The organism is Stenotrophomonas sp. YJH_SMC_20 (assembly GCF_059367845.1).
Map to the genome: position 1 here is coordinate 166,572 of NZ_JCAFRG010000012.1, position 14,117 is coordinate 180,688.

A 14,117-nucleotide genomic window follows, 5' to 3' on the forward strand; every position below is an offset into this window, starting at 1 on the left:
ATGGGGCCAGCCCTGTCGTAGCATGGGCCGGTCGACCGCTGCCGCTGGGGCGCGGGATTGCAATGGAAGCATGCAATGGAAGCACTCATAGCCCTGGTGGTACTGGTTCTGCTGGCCATCCCGCTGCTGCTGGTGGTGGCGCTGGTGATGATTGCCGGCCTGCGCCGCCGTGTGGCCGCGCTGGAGGCCGCCATGGCTGCCGCGCCGGCCGCCCGGCCGGTTGCAGCCGAGCCTGCGCCGGAACGGTCTGCGCCCCTGCCTGTGGCCGGCGCCGATCCGCCGTTCCTGCGGCCGGTGGCGGCTGCCGCACCGCCTCCGCCCCAGCCAACGCCACCGCCGGTGCGCGAAGCGGTGTCTGCGGCAGTGGAGGCGCCGCGCCCGGTCGCACCACCGCCGGTGCCACCCGCGCCGGTGCAGCCGCCGTTGCCCCCCGAACCGGCACTGCCCAACTTCATCGAGCGCGGCATTGGCGCGGTCAAGCGTTGGTTCACCGAGGGCAACGTGCCGGTCAAGATCGGCATGCTGGTACTGCTGGCCGGTGTTGCTGCGCTGTTGAAGTACGTCAGCGACCAGGGCTGGCTGGTGTTGCCGATCGAGCTGCGCCTGGCCGGCGTCACGGTGGGTGCGCTGGGCCTGTTGGCGTTCGGCTGGCATCAGCGCGAGCGCCGGCGCCTGTTCGCACTGGCACTGCAGGGCGGTGCCATCGGCGTGTTGCTGCTGATCATCTTCGCCGCCTTCAAACGGTTCGAGCTGCTCAACCCCGGGTTTGCCTTCGCCAGTTCGATCGCGCTGGTGGCCGGCCTGTGCGTGCTGGCGGTGGTGCAGAATTCGCGCACGTTGGCGGTGCTGGGCATCCTCGCCGGCTTCATGGCACCGCTGTGGCTGTCCACCGGCAGTGGCAACCACGTGGGGCTGTTCAGCTACTACGCGGTGCTCAACGCTGGCATCTTCGCCATCGCCTGGTTCCGTCCGTGGCGTGCGCTGAACCTGCTTGGCTTCGCTTTTACCTTCGGCATCGGTACGTTCTGGGGCGTGTTGCAGTACGCGCCGGACAAGTTCAGCAGCACCGAGCCGTTCCTGCTGCTGTTCTTCGCCTTCTACCTGTTGATCCCGCTGCTGTACGCGCGCCGGCAGCCCGCCGGGCGACGTGACCTGGTCGACGGCAGCCTGGTGTTCGGCACGCCCCTGGTTGCCTTCTCGATGCAGGCGGGCATGCTGCACGAGCAGCCGATGACGCTGGCGCTGTGCGCGCTGGGCCTGGCGGCGATCTACGCCGTACTGGCGCGGGCACTGATCGCGCGCGCGTCTTACACCGTGCTGGCGCAGTCGCATGCGGTGCTGGCGGTGGGCTTCGCCACGCTGGCGGTGCCACTGGCACTGTCTGCGCGCGCCACCGGCGCGGTGTTTGCGCTGGAAGGCGCGGGCCTGGCCTGGCTGGGCCTGCGCCAGAAGCGCTGGCTGCCGCAGGTGTCCGGTGCGCTGCTGCAGATCGGCGCCGCGTTCGCCTTTGTGGCAGGCGCCGACCACTGGCTCGACGACGCCCGCTTCCTGCTCAACCCGACCGCCATCGGTGCGTTGCTGCTGGCCCTGGCCGGGTTCGCCTCGGCGTGGAGCTACCAGCGCAGGGTGCGCCACGAGATCGCACTGGTTTACTACCTGTGGGGCCTGCTGTGGTGGCTGGGGGGGCTGGTGCACGAGATCTTCCGCTTCTTCCCGCACCGCACCCAGGCCGACGCGCTGCTTGTGCTGGTCGCAGCCACGGCCTGGCTGGCGGCTGAAGTGCAGCGCCGCCAGCCGGCACGCGCGCTGGGCGTCACCGCGCTGGCGATGCTGGCCCTGGGCTTCCCGCTGGCGCTGATGCAGAGCGATGCGCACCAGCAGCCGTTCGCCGGCTATGGCGCGCTGGCCTGGGCGGTGTTCGCGGCGCTGGGCGTCCGTACGTTGCTGTGCCTGCGCCAGGGCGGCAACACCGTGGCACGCATCGCGCAGTTCCTGTGGTGGCTGTTGTGGCCGTCGCTGCTTTCGTTGCTGGCCCTGTGGGGCGGTGGCGAGGCCGGGCTGGCACAGGGCTGGACGCTGCTGCTGTTCACGCTGCCGTGGCTGCTGATGGCGGCGCTGTCGTTGTGGCGCTGGGACGCACTGCGGTGGCCCCTGGGGGCTGCCTTCGACAGCGTGCGCCTACCGTTGCAGTGCGTGCTGTTCGGCCTGCTGTCCGCAGGCTGGCTGTTCGGCCAGTTGCTGCCGGGTGACGCAGCGCCGCTGCCGTGGCTGCCGGTGTTGAACCCGGCCGAGCTGGGGCAGTGGTTGAGCCTGGCGCTGCTGGCGCGCTGGCTGTACAGCGGGCAGGCGCCGCAGGCACTGGTGAAGATCCGGCTGCCGCTGTTGGCATTGGCCACCTTCGTCGCGCTGACCAGCCTGGTGCTGCACGGCGTGCATCAGTGGGGCGGCCTGTCGTGGAGTTCGTCGATGATGCGTTCCAGCCTGGCGCAGACCAGCCTGACCGTGCTGTGGAGCGTGCTCGGCGTGATCGCCTGGGTATGGGGTTCGCGCCGCGGCCAGCGCGTGTTGTGGATGGTGGGAGCGGTGCTGATGGGCGTGGTGTTGGCCAAGCTGGTGCTTGTCGATCGCCAGCACCTGGGCAACCTGCTGGGCATCGCATCGTTCATCGCCTACGGCCTGCTGTGCACGGTCGTGGGTTATCTGGCACCGGCACCGCCCAGCGCGGCGCCGACCGTGGAGGAAAAACAATGAAGACGTGGAGCAGGGCGCTGCTGCCGGCGATGTTCGGCATGCTGGCCGCCATCACCGCACAGGCTGCCGATTACCGTACCCAGTACGCCGAACAGTGGCCGCTGACGTTGTCCAGCGCACAATCGGGTGCCTACCGTGTCGTGCTGGAACCGGCGATCTACCGTCGCTCCGGTAGCGCAGACCTGGGTGACGTGCAGGTGTTCAATGCCGCCGGCCAATCGTTGCCGTCGGCATTGCTCGCGCCGGACCAGCCGCTGGCACAACCGCCGGTGCAGCGGGAACTGCCGTGGTTCGCGTTGCCGCCGCTGGCCGAAGCACAGCGTAACGACCTGCAGTTGCTGACCGAGCGCGATACCGATGGCCGTGTCCGTCGCGTGGAAGCACGTGTGACTGGCGGTGCAAGGGCCAACGGGCAGGGCGGCTGGCTGATCGACGCCAGTGTGCTGGGCCAGCAGCCGCTGGCGGCGCTGGTACTGGATTGGGCCGACAGTGGCCAGCCGTTGCAGGCTCAGGTGCAGCTGGACGTCAGCGACGACCTGCAGCATTGGCGTGCACTTGGCCGCGACATTCCGCTGGTGGACCTGCAGCGCGCCGGCAAGCGCCTGCTGCAGCGCCGCCTGCAGGTGGATGGGGAAGCGCGCTATCTGCGCGTGCTGGCGCAGGGCGATGCCCGTCTGCCAACGTTGCGCAGCGTACTGGCCGAGCTGCCGCCGGCACCGGCCACACTGCCATGGGAGTGGTTGTCGCTGGCACCGACCTCGAAGGGCAAGGGCGAGTACACCTTCGAGATGGATGGCCGCTTCCCGGCGGCGCGTGCCGACGTGGCCAGCACTGACAACAGCCTGGTGCAGTGGACTTTGTTCAGCCGCGATGACGAGAGCGCGGAGTGGCAGCGCCGCAGCGCACCGTGGATTGCCTATCAGCTGCAGCAGGGCGCGCAGGGCCAACGGCAGCAATCGGCTGCGCAACCGCTGGGCGGCGTGCACCGCGATCGTTACTGGAAGCTGGTGGCGAACCCCGCCGAAACGGCAACCGCACCCACCCTGCGCCTGGGTTATCAACCCGAAGTGCTGGTGTTCCTGAGCCAGGGTGCAGCGCCATATGCACTGGCAGTGGGCAGCGCGACCGCGCGCCGCATGGAAGCGCCGATCGGCGTGCTGATTGAAGAGCTGCGCCAGCGTAATGATCCGTCGTGGCAGCCGACGCTGGCGCGCCTGGAAGGCAGTCCGGAACCGCTGGCCGGCGATGCGGCGCTGAAGCCGCAGCACGATTGGAAGGCGTGGTTGCTGTGGGCGCTGCTGGGGCTGGGTGTGTTGGTTGTTGGCGGCCTGGCGGTCAGCCTGCTTCGGCAGAAGCCGGCGCCTTCGGCGTAGGTTCCGGCAAACGGCGCAGCCCCTCGTGGGTGGGCGGTTGGTCGCGTAAAGCAAAAGCCGTGCTTGGCCGGGCGGGGTGGGTTCGCGGGAGACGCCGCAAGTACGTCCTTGTAGGCTTGGCAGCGGCTTGCTCGTGTGCGCTGTCCTGCGCACCCGGCAAGACCGGGGTTGGGCGTCCTGCCCAACCCGCCCGAGGCATGCCTCGGGCCCATGCGGCTGACACTCCCGCGAACCCACCCCGCCCGGCCTCTGACAATTTCCGTGTGCGTCCACCCACGGAAAGAAAAAAAGAAGAGCAAAAGCTGCTTGGCAGGGCGCTCTTTGTAGAGCCGAGCCCACGCTCGGCTGCTGTTCGCGATAGACCCAGCCGAGCACGGGCTCGGCTCTACATTTTTCTCCGACATCAGAAACCGCTCTTGCCTTTGCCATCCGCTCCGTCACATGAACCTGTCGAGGCCGGGGCGGTGTGGGTTGGCAGGGTGTCAGCCGCATGGATGCGGCTGCCAAGCCTCCATGGACGGATTCACGGCGCCCCCTGCCAGCCCACACCGCCCCGGCCCACCCCCAGCATCATGAAGCGTCAGCGCTTTGGCAGTTGCTGTTGCCGTTGCCGTTGCCGTGCGCCTCTGCCTGCCGCAGGCATCGACCCTCCCACCACCCGCACCCGATACAATGGCCGTCTGCCGTACCCCGGCATCCCGTCCCTGAGCCAAAGAGTTGCCCATGTCCATCGTCCGCATGACCGACCTCGACCTCTCCGGCAAGCGCGTGCTGATCCGCCAGGATCTGAACGTGCCGATCGAGAATGGCCGCATCACTTCCGAACAGCGCATCACCGCTTCGCTGCCGACGCTCAAGCGTGCGCTGGAGCAGGGCGCGGCGGTGATGGTCACCTCGCATCTGGGGCGCCCGAAAGAAGGCGTGTGGAGCGAAGCCGATTCTCTGGCGCCGGTGGCCCAGCGCCTGTCCGAACTGCTCGGCCGCGAGGTTCCGCTGGTGCGTGACTGGGTCGACGGCGTCGAGGTGCAGCCGGGCCAGCTGGTGCTGCTGGAAAATTGCCGCATGAATGTCGGCGAGGGCAAGGACGATGAAGCCCTGTCGAAGAAGTACGCGGCGCTATGCGATGTGTTCGTGATGGATGCCTTCGGCACCGCGCACCGTGCGCAGGCCTCCACCCATGGTGTCATCCGCTTCGCACCGGTCGCGGCCGGTGGCCCGCTGCTGATGGCCGAGCTGGACGCGCTGGCGCAGGCGCTGGATGCACCGGCCAAGCCGTTGCTGGCCATCGTCGCCGGCAGCAAGGTCAGCACCAAGCTGGAACTGCTTGCCAACCTGGTCGGCAAGGTCGATCAGCTGATCGTGGGTGGCGGCATCGCCAATACTTTCATTGCTGCCGCTGGCCATAACGTCGGCAAGTCGCTGTATGAACCGGACCTGCTGGACACGGCGAAGAAGATCGTGGCCGATGCGAAGGCGCGTGGCGCCGACATTCCGTTGCCGGTGGACGTGGTCACCGCCAAGCAGTTCCTGCCCGACGCTGCCGCGGAAGTGAAGGCGGTCGATGCCGTTGCCGAAGACGACCTGATCCTGGACATCGGCCCGCAGACCGCCGCGCAGTACGCGCAGCTGATCGAGAAGGCCGGCACCGTGGTCTGGAACGGCCCGGTCGGCGTGTTCGAGTTTGAAGCCTTCAGCAAGGGCACCGAAGCGCTGGCCCGCGCGATCGCCAGCTCGAAGGCGTTCTCCATCGCCGGCGGTGGGGACACCCTGGCCGCGGTCGACAAGTTCGATATCGCCCAGCAGGTCAGCTACATCTCCACCGGCGGCGGTGCGTTCCTGGAGTTCCTGGAAGGCAAGACCCTGCCGGCGGTGGCCGCACTCGACGCGCGCGGCGCATGAGTGGCGAGCGCGGCAAGGATGTGCTGTTCTTCGACCTGGACGGCACGCTGATCGATTCGCAGGTGGGCATCACCGCCTGCATCGCCTATGCGCTGCAGAAGATGGAGTACCCGGTGCCGCCGCAGGACACCCTGCGGGGCTGGATCGGTCCGTCGCTGCGTACCACCTTCATGCCGCTGTTCGGTGAACCGGCGCGGGTGGAACAGGCAGTGGGCTACTACCGGGAGCGCTTCGATGTCGAAGGCTGGCGCGAGCACACGGTGTACTCGCAGGTGGAGGACACCCTGCGCACGTTGCATGGTCGCGGCCACCGCCTGGCGGTGGTCACGGCCAAGAACGAGCCGCATGCGCGCCGCATCCTTGCCCACCTGCCGTTCGGCGGGCTGTTCGAGGAGATCGTCGGTTCGACCCTGGACGGCTCGCGCAGCCACAAGCCGGAACTGGTCGGCGAGGCGTTGCGTCGGCTGCAGGTGCAGCCTGCGCAGTGCTGGATGATCGGCGACCGCCGCATGGACATCGAAGGCGCGCGCCACCACGGCCTGCGCAGTGTGGGCGTGCTGTGGGGCTTTGGCGGTGAGGCCGAACTGACCGAAGCCGGCGCGGGCCAGCTGGCCCGTGAGCCGGCGCAGCTGACGACGCTGTTGGCCTAGGCTCCTGTAGAGCCAAGCCCATGCTCGGCTGCTTCGGCCTATGCCCAGCCGAGCATGGGCTCGGCTCTACAGAACTGCCTGCGCCGGCGTATGTCCGGGTGATGTCCGTTCCATGACCCGCGAAGACAAGCGGCACAAGGCTGTAACCGTATACATGCGACGTGAAGGATGTGCTAATTTCCGTCCTTTACCGGGAGAGGCCCATTCACCATGTTCGAGCGTCAGCGTCGCACCAAGATCCTTGCCACCCTCGGTCCGGCCACTGATCCGCCGGGCGTGCTGGAGGATCTTTTCCGCGCCGGCGTCAACGTGGTACGCCTGAACTTCAGCCATGGCGACCCCTCCGGCCAGGCCAAGCGTGCCGCCGAAGTGCGTGCCGCCGCTGCCCGCGTGGGCGTGGAAGTGGGCATCCTGGCCGACCTGCCGGGCCCGAAGATCCGCATCGAGCGCTTCGCCGAAGGCAAGGTGCAGCTCAAGGCGGGTGACCGCTTCGACCTGATCGCCAGCACCAACGCCGGCCCCGGCGATGCGACCCAGGTAGGCGTCAGCTACCTCGGCCTGCCGCAGGACGTCGGCCCGGGCGATGTCCTGCTGCTCGATGATGGCCTGATGCAGCTGCAGGTGGTGGAGGTGCAGGGCGAGCGCATCATCAGCACCGTGCTCAACGACGGCGCGCTGTCTGATCGCAAGGGACTGAACAAGCAGGGCGGTGGCCTCTCGCTGGGCGCACTGACCGAGCGCGACAAGGAACTGATCGGCATCGTCGCCAAGATCGGTGTCGACTTCATCGCCGTGTCGTTCTGCCGCAACGCGCAGGACATGAACGACGCGCGCGAGATCGCCCGCTCGCACGGCTGCGATGCCGCGCTGGTGTCGAAGATCGAGCGCACCGAGGCGATCGAGAACCTGGAAGAGATCGTCGAGGCCAGTGACGTTGTGATGGTCGCCCGTGGCGACCTCGGCGTGGAAATCGGCGATGCCGAGCTGCCCGGCCTGCAGAAGAAGATCATCAAGGCCTCGCTTGCGCAGAACAAGGTGGTGATCACCGCCACGCAGATGCTGCAGTCGATGGTTGAAAGCCCGATCCCGACCCGCGCCGAAGTGCTGGACGTGGCCAACTCGGTCATCGATGGCACCGACGCGGTGATGCTGTCTGCCGAGACCGCTGCCGGTGCCTGGCCGGTCAAGGCGGTGGAAGCGATGGCGCGTATCTGCCTGGGTGCCGAGCGCCAGTTCCAGACCGAGACCGACTTCAACGCCTCGCCGCGTAATCTGGAACGTGCCGACCAGGCGATTGCCATGGCCACCATGTTCCTGTCGCAGCACGTGGGCGTGCGTGCGATCGTGGCGATGACCGAATCCGGTGGCACCGCCCGCTACCTGTCGCGGTTCCGCGCCAAGGCGCCGGTGTTCGCAGTCACCCGCCACGACGGCGCGCGCCGCCAGATGGCCCTGATGCGCGATGTGTTCCCGATCAACTTCGACAGCCGGGGCCTGACCCCGCGCGAAGCCGCGCGCGGCAGCATCCGCCTGCTGGTGGAAGCCGAACTGCTGCAGGCCGGTGACCGCGTCGTGTTCACCAGTGGCGAGCACATGGAAACCCACGGTGCCACCAATACCCTGCGCCTGCTGGAAGTGGGAGAGGACGGCCGCGCCATCGGCCTGGGCGACCTCTGAGGCCCGCCGGGGTCGGATCCCAGCAAGGGCTCTGACCCCGTGCCGCAGGACATCGCTTGTCCTGCGCCGACATTGGAATCGTTTCCATTCTGGCCTGCACGCCGGCGCAACGGGCGGCGGGGCTATACTTGTGTTTTTCCCGCACCCGCCACAGGAAGTACATGAGCATCGAACAGCTGGCTGAAACCGCCCAGGCCATGGTTGCCCCGGGCAAGGGCATCATCGCGATCGACGAATCCACCGCTACCATCGCCAAGCGTTTCGCTGGCGTCGGTATCGAGAACACCGAGGAGAACCGTCGTGCCTACCGCGAACTGCTGCTGACCACGCCGAAGCTCAACGAGCACATCTCCGGCGCCATCCTGTTTGACGAAACCATCCGCCAGTCGACCAAGGACGGCGTGCCGTTCGCCAAGTACATGGCCGACCACGGCATGATTCCGGGCATCAAGGTGGACAAGGGCGCGCACCCGCTGGCCGGCTGCCCGGGCGAGCTGGTGACCGAAGGCCTGGATGGCCTGCGCGAGCGCCTGCAGGAGTACTACAAGCTGGGCGCGCGGTTTGCCAAGTGGCGTGCTGTGATCAACATCGGCGAGAGCATCCCGTCGGGCACCTGCATCGAGTCCAACGCCCATGCGCTGGCCCGCTACGCAGCGCTGTGCCAGGAATGCGGCCTGGTGCCGATGGTCGAGCCGGAAGTGATCATGGACGGCGACCACGACATCGAGACCTGCTACGAAGTCACCGAAGCGACCCTGCGTTCGCTGTTCGACGCCCTGTACCAGCAGAACGTGCTGCTGGAAGGCACCATCCTGAAGGCTTCGATGGTCATCTCGGGCAAGGACTGTGAAGAGCAGGCCGACGTCGAGGAAGTGGCCGAGTCGACCGTGATGTGCCTGAAGAGCACCGTGCCGGCCATCCTGCCGGGCGTGGTGTTCCTGTCCGGTGGCCAGAGCGACGAGCAGTCCACCGAGCACCTGAACGCGATGAACCAGCTGGGCAACCTGCCGTGGCCGCTGAGCTTCTCCTACGGCCGTGCCATGCAGCAGGCCGCGCTGAAGCTGTGGGCCAAGGACATGAAGGGCAACTACGCTGCTGCCCAGAAGACCGTGTACGAGCGCGCCAGGGACAATGGCCTGGCCGCGCTGGGCAAGTGGAACGGGTGATCCGTCCCATCGCTGGATGAACAAGGCAGCGCCGGCATCACGCCGGCGTTTGCTTTTGCGGGTATCTTTTCCGCCCCCATGCGCCCGGCCGGTGCGTGGGAACCACATGGAAGGCCAAGGAGAAACAACATGCGTTTGGCAGCAATCACACTGGCCGTAGCCACGGTCCTGGTCGCCGGCGGGTGCAACCGCATCGGTGGCGGCGGTGCCGAGGCAGGCAAGGCCGCGTCGCTCGATTTCGACAAGCCGGTCTCCGGCGAGATCACCTCGCGCAGCGGCATCAACTTCAATGACGGCAGCCATCACCAGCTCTACCAGATCAAGCTGGAAGACAGGGATCTGGTCGGCCTGAAGCTCACTGGTGCCCTCAGCGGCTCGATTGCGGTGTTCAACAACGGCAGCCTGGTATCCACCAGCAACACAGGCTATGAGCGCGAGGGGGACGTCTCGCTGGCTTTCCGTGCCAACGGCGGTGGTACCTACCAGGTGGCAGTCAACGCTGATGGCCCGACCGCGTTCGGCCCTTATCGCCTTCGCGCCGAGAAGCTGAAGCCGTACGACGGCAAGCCGCTGGCGGGCAGTGGCGAGATCGTCGATATGCTGGCCAGCAACTCGCAGGACTACACGTTGCAGGTGGACAAGGCGGGCCTGTACGAGATCCGGCTGGTCTCGGACGCCTTCGACCCGGTGCTGAAGCTGTCCGGGCAGGGCGTGGATGCCGAGAATGACGACGGCGGGGACAGCACCAACTCGCGCCTGACCCTGTCGCTGAAGCCGGGCAAGTACACGCTGACCGCGCGTGGCCTCGGCGACGGCGTCAGTGGCATGTTCACCTTGTCGGCCAATCGGATCGAGCTGCCGGGCAACCTGGTCGATCGCGATGGCACCGCACTGCCGAAGTCCGGCAGCGTGTACACGATGCTCGATAACGATGGCGTCCGCCGCTTCCTGCTGACGCTGGACCGTCCGACCAATGTGCGGCTGGATGCAATCTCCGGCCAGGTCGATACCGTGCTGCGCGTGGTTGGCGGCGATGTCGAACTGACCGACGATGACGGTGGCAACGATACCAACGCACGCCTGGAAGAAGCGTTGCCTGCCGGTCATTACACCGTCGAGGTGTCCAGCCTCAGCAACGGCGCGGGCATGGTGGAAGTGCGTGTGCAGGTGGACGGCGCCAGCGCCGATGGGGCTGCTGCTTCGGCGGCAAGTGCCGCTGCCGACGCGGCCGCTGCTGCGGCCGATGATGCCGCCGCGGTGGAAGCTGCCAGCCGTTGAGCGTGTTCCACACTCCGTGGGAGTGTGGACAAGGGCGCAACAGGAAAGGCCGGGCAATGCCCGGCCTTTTCCTTGACGCTGACCGCCGGATTCAGTGCGCGGCGGCGAAGCCCGCATCACCCAGCGGCGACAGCATCGAGCCGCGCGGTTCGCCGTCTGCGCCTTGCCCGGCGGCGCTCAACGCTTGCTGGTACGCCTTGGCCGTCGCGGTATTGAACGCCACCAGCACGATGCGCATCGGCTGCGCATGGCTGCGCTGCCAGGCCAGTGTCTCGGTCACGGCGATCTGCGCCGCCTGGTACAGCGGATAGCCATACACACCGCAGCTGATCGCCGGGAAGGCGATCGACTGCACCCCCAGCGACTCGGCCAGCTGCAGTGATTTCCAGTAGCAGTTGGCGAGCAATGCCGGCTCGTCGCGCTGGCCGTCGTGCCAGACCGGGCCCACCGTGTGCAGTACATGCCGTGCCGGCAAGGCGTAAGCGCCGGTGGCACGCACTTCGCCGGTCGGGCAACGCACGCCCGGGCGCAGCTCGGGCAACCGCTCGCACTCGGCCCGCAATGCGGGGCCGGCCGCACGATGGATCGCGCCGTCCACACCACCGCCGCCGAGCAATGTTTCGTTGGCCGCGTTGACGATCGCATCCACCGCCAGGGTCGTGATGTCACCCTGCCAAACTTCGATCTTCATGCGTCCGTCTCCTGCCTGTGAGGTGTTCCGCGCAGCCTCTGCGCCGGCTGTACCCCACGGTAGGGGACAGGGCATCGATACTGCGTCATGACCGTCTCACGCGCTGCGATCCGACGGCCTTCACGCACGATGGCGGTCGCTGCCTTCACGCAGGCTGAAGCGGTCATGGATCCGCGGCAGGCGGTGGCGCCAGGCAATGCCCGGCGGCTCGCGTCATGGCAGGCCAGCCAGCCAGTCGTCGTCGGAACCCTCGTTCACATCGGCGAACAGCGGCGTGGAGAAATAGCGTTCACCGGTGTCCGGCAGCATCGCCAGGATCACCGAGCCCGGCTCAGCGCGGGCTGCCACGTCCAGCGCGCTGGCCACGGTGGCGCCGGCGGAGATGCCGACGAAGATCCCTTCCTCCGCCGCCAGTCGGCGCGCGGTGGCGATGGCGCGGTCATCCTCCACCGACACCAGTTCATCCACCACATCGCGGTTGAGCACGTCCGGCACGAAATCCGGGGTCCAGCCTTGGATCTTGTGCGGTTTCCAATCATCGCCCTTGAGCAGGGCGGCGCCGGCGGGTTCGGTAGCAATGACGCGGGTCTGCGGGCGCGCGACCTTCAACACTTCGCCCACGCCGGTGAGCGTGCCGCCGGTGCCCCAGCCACTGACGAAGTAATCCAGCCGCTTGCCGGCGAAGTCGCGCAGGATCTCGGCGGCCGTGGTGTTGCGGTGATAAGCCGGATTGGCCGGGTTGGCGAACTGGCTGGCCAGGAACCAGCCATGCTGCTCGGCCAGTTCGCGCGCCTTGCGCACCATGCCGCTGCCACGCTCGGCGGCCGGGGTCAGGATTACCTTCGCGCCATAGGCGCGCATCAGTTTGCGACGCTCCACCGAAAAGGTCTCGACCATCGTGGCCACGAATTTGTAGCCGCGCGCGGCAGCGACCATCGCCAGCGCCACGCCGGTGTTGCCCGAGGTGGCCTCCACGATCGTGTCGCCTGGCTTGAGCAGGCCACGCGCTTCGGCGTCGAGGATGATTGCCAGCGCCAGGCGGTCCTTGACCGAGCCGCCCGGATTGAATGACTCGACCTTGGCGTAGACGCTGACCTGTGGCGGTGCCAGGCGCTGCAGCCTGACGATGGGGGTGTTGCCGACGGTATCGAGGATGGACTCGTACAGGGCCATGGAAGCGCTCCGGAAACGGGGCCGCGCCGGGCTTCGGCGGGCAAAGGGGGAGGGCTGGCTGTTCAGGCCAGCGGCTGCCGGCTGACCGTAGCGCCGGCATATGACGCCCGGAAATGACCAGATACCTTTCTTAAACAACCTTTGGTTATAAGCTGGTGACGGCAATTGACCCTAGAGTGGACCTCCGCCCCACGCCGCCTGCCTCCCATGACGCTGACCCAGCTGCGCTACCTGGTTGCCATTGCCGATGCCGAGCTGAACATCACGCTCGCTGCCTCGCGCGTGCACGCCACCCAGCCCGGCCTGTCCAAGCAGCTCAAGCAGCTGGAAGACGAGCTCGGCTTTCTGTTGTTCGTGCGCAAGGGCCGCAGCCTGGAGTCGGTCACCCCAGCCGGCACCGAGGTCATCGCCCGCGCCCGCGCGGTGCTGGCTGAGGCCAACAACATCCGCACCTACGCGGCAAACCAGCGTCGCGAGAGCCAGGGTCAGCTGATCCTGACCACCACGCACACCCAGGCGCGCTTCGTGCTGCCGCCGGCGGTGGCGGCGATCAAGCAGGCCTACCCGCAGGTCAGCGTGCACCTGCAGCAGGCCGGTGAAGCCGACGCGCTGGACCGCTTGAACCAGGGTGATGCCGATATTGCGATCATCAGCACCGCAGGCGGTGAGCCCACCGATGGCATCGCAGTGCCGCTGTTCCGGTGGCGGCGCCTGGTGGTGGTGCCCAAGGGCCATCCGCTGGACCGCGCCGGCCGCGCACCGGACCTGGCCGCGCTGGCCCGCCAGCCATTGATCAGCTACGAATCCTCGACCCGACCGAACTCATCCCTGCAACGCGCCTTCGCCGCCAATGGGCTGGTGCCCGATCTGGCACTGACCGCGCTGGATGCGGACCTGATCAAGACCTACGTGCGCACGGGTCTTGGCGTAGGCCTGCTGGCCGAGATGGCGGTCAGTTCCAACGATGAAGACCTGCGTTCGTGGCCGGCCCCGGACCCGATCGCCGAGTGCATCGCCTGGGCGGTGTTGCCGCGCGACCGGGTGCTGCGTGATTACGCGCTGGAACTGGTGCACGTGCTGGCACCGCAGATTGATCCGCGTGACCTGCGCAGGGTGCTGGATGGCAACCAGGCGGCAGCGTGGCCGGTGCCGCCGACGTGGGAGTCACTGACCCAGACCATCACGGTGTGAGGGGTTGGTCGAGCAGGGCTTGCAGCCCTGCACCTGCTGCGGCATTCAAGCAACAGCAACAGCAGAAGCGGTATTCCGTGGGATGGCGGGGCGGTGTCGGAGTGCGGGGACGCCGTAAACCCGTCCCTGAAGTGACCCCCGAGACTTGGACAGGGGTCAGGCGGCCGATTGGGCCTGTTGGGCCTGCTCCCGGTACTGTACCGGGCTCAGGCCCTTCAATTTCAATTTGATTCGCTCTTGGTTGTAGTACTGGATGTATTCCACCAGC

Annotated in this window: 11 protein-coding genes; 8 read left to right on the forward strand and 3 right to left on the reverse strand. The window is 67.3% G+C overall.

Annotated elements, in window-relative coordinates; genetic code table 11:
- The first annotated feature begins 75 nt into the window (after positions 1-75).
- The 7 genes from AC5P6A_RS18450 to AC5P6A_RS18480 all read left to right on the forward strand — a co-directional run bounded on the left by AC5P6A_RS18450 (position 76) and on the right by AC5P6A_RS18480 (position 10,794).
- On the forward strand, positions 76-2,751 hold the full coding sequence (locus AC5P6A_RS18450; protein WP_329842974.1) for a DUF2339 domain-containing protein: 2,676 nt from the start codon (positions 76-78) through the stop codon (positions 2,749-2,751).
- Positions 2,748-4,124, forward strand: a complete 1,377-nt coding sequence (locus AC5P6A_RS18455) for a DUF3999 domain-containing protein (protein WP_058982358.1) — start codon at positions 2,748-2,750, stop codon at positions 4,122-4,124. Before AC5P6A_RS18450 ends, AC5P6A_RS18455 begins: the two co-directional genes overlap by 4 nt.
- Positions 4,125-4,847: 723 nt before the next feature.
- Complete coding sequence (locus AC5P6A_RS18460; protein WP_021203677.1) at positions 4,848-6,023, forward strand: phosphoglycerate kinase; 1,176 nt, start codon at positions 4,848-4,850, stop codon at positions 6,021-6,023.
- Entirely contained in the window at positions 6,020-6,673 is a 654-nt protein-coding gene (locus tag AC5P6A_RS18465; RefSeq protein ID WP_329842977.1) for an HAD hydrolase-like protein, read from the forward strand. The genes AC5P6A_RS18460 and AC5P6A_RS18465 overlap by 4 nt, the downstream gene beginning before the upstream one ends.
- A 210-nt stretch (positions 6,674-6,883) precedes the next feature.
- Positions 6,884-8,350 (forward strand): pyruvate kinase, encoded by a 1,467-nt coding sequence (gene pyk / locus AC5P6A_RS18470; protein WP_021203676.1) that lies wholly within the window; start codon positions 6,884-6,886, stop codon positions 8,348-8,350.
- 161 nt (positions 8,351-8,511) lie between these two features.
- Positions 8,512-9,516, forward strand: a complete 1,005-nt coding sequence (locus tag AC5P6A_RS18475; RefSeq protein WP_019660018.1) for a class I fructose-bisphosphate aldolase — start codon at positions 8,512-8,514, stop codon at positions 9,514-9,516.
- 129 nt (positions 9,517-9,645) lie between these two features.
- A complete protein-coding gene (locus AC5P6A_RS18480; RefSeq protein WP_329842978.1) occupies positions 9,646-10,794 on the forward strand; it encodes an ABC transporter substrate-binding protein in 1,149 nt (382 codons plus the stop codon).
- Between the two features lie 91 nt (positions 10,795-10,885).
- On the opposite strand, the gene AC5P6A_RS18485 is transcribed toward AC5P6A_RS18480, so the two are convergent.
- On the reverse strand, positions 10,886-11,485 hold the full coding sequence (locus AC5P6A_RS18485) for an O-acetyl-ADP-ribose deacetylase (RefSeq protein ID WP_019660020.1): 600 nt from the start codon (positions 11,483-11,485) through the stop codon (positions 10,886-10,888).
- A gap of 213 nt (positions 11,486-11,698) precedes the next feature.
- Positions 11,699-12,658 carry a cysteine synthase A gene (cysK, locus tag AC5P6A_RS18490; RefSeq protein WP_019660021.1) on the reverse strand — a complete coding sequence of 320 codons (960 nt, stop codon included), beginning with the start codon at positions 12,656-12,658 and terminating at the stop codon, positions 11,699-11,701.
- Between the two features lie 207 nt (positions 12,659-12,865).
- Here cysK and AC5P6A_RS18495 point away from each other — a divergent pair, with 207 nt between their 5' ends.
- A complete protein-coding gene (locus AC5P6A_RS18495; RefSeq protein WP_019660022.1) occupies positions 12,866-13,849 on the forward strand; it encodes a LysR family transcriptional regulator in 984 nt (327 codons plus the stop codon).
- Between the two features lie 156 nt (positions 13,850-14,005).
- Here the strand turns inward: AC5P6A_RS18495 and AC5P6A_RS18500 are convergent.
- On the reverse strand, positions 14,006-14,117 hold a 112-nt coding region (locus tag AC5P6A_RS18500), incomplete at its 5' end, for an IS3 family transposase (protein WP_288042072.1).

Bases quoted from the DNA above. Each gene is read 5' to 3' on its own strand.
- AC5P6A_RS18465 (WP_329842977.1), top strand. From the start codon at position 6,020: ATGAGTGGCGAGCGCGGCAAGGATGTGCTGTTCTTCGACCTGGACGGC.
- AC5P6A_RS18495 (WP_019660022.1), top strand. From the start codon at position 12,866: ATGACGCTGACCCAGCTGCGCTACCTGGTTGCCATTGCCGATGCCGAG.
- AC5P6A_RS18475 (WP_019660018.1), top strand. From the start codon at position 8,512: ATGAGCATCGAACAGCTGGCTGAAACCGCCCAGGCCATGGTTGCCCCG.
- AC5P6A_RS18480 (WP_329842978.1), top strand. From the start codon at position 9,646: ATGCGTTTGGCAGCAATCACACTGGCCGTAGCCACGGTCCTGGTCGCC.
- cysK (WP_019660021.1), bottom strand. From the start codon at position 12,658: ATGGCCCTGTACGAGTCCATCCTCGATACCGTCGGCAACACCCCCATC.
- AC5P6A_RS18450 (WP_329842974.1), top strand. From the start codon at position 76: ATGGAAGCACTCATAGCCCTGGTGGTACTGGTTCTGCTGGCCATCCCG.
- AC5P6A_RS18460 (WP_021203677.1), top strand. From the start codon at position 4,848: ATGTCCATCGTCCGCATGACCGACCTCGACCTCTCCGGCAAGCGCGTG.
- AC5P6A_RS18485 (WP_019660020.1), bottom strand. From the start codon at position 11,485: ATGAAGATCGAAGTTTGGCAGGGTGACATCACGACCCTGGCGGTGGAT.
- pyk (WP_021203676.1), top strand. From the start codon at position 6,884: ATGTTCGAGCGTCAGCGTCGCACCAAGATCCTTGCCACCCTCGGTCCG.
- AC5P6A_RS18455 (WP_058982358.1), top strand. From the start codon at position 2,748: ATGAAGACGTGGAGCAGGGCGCTGCTGCCGGCGATGTTCGGCATGCTG.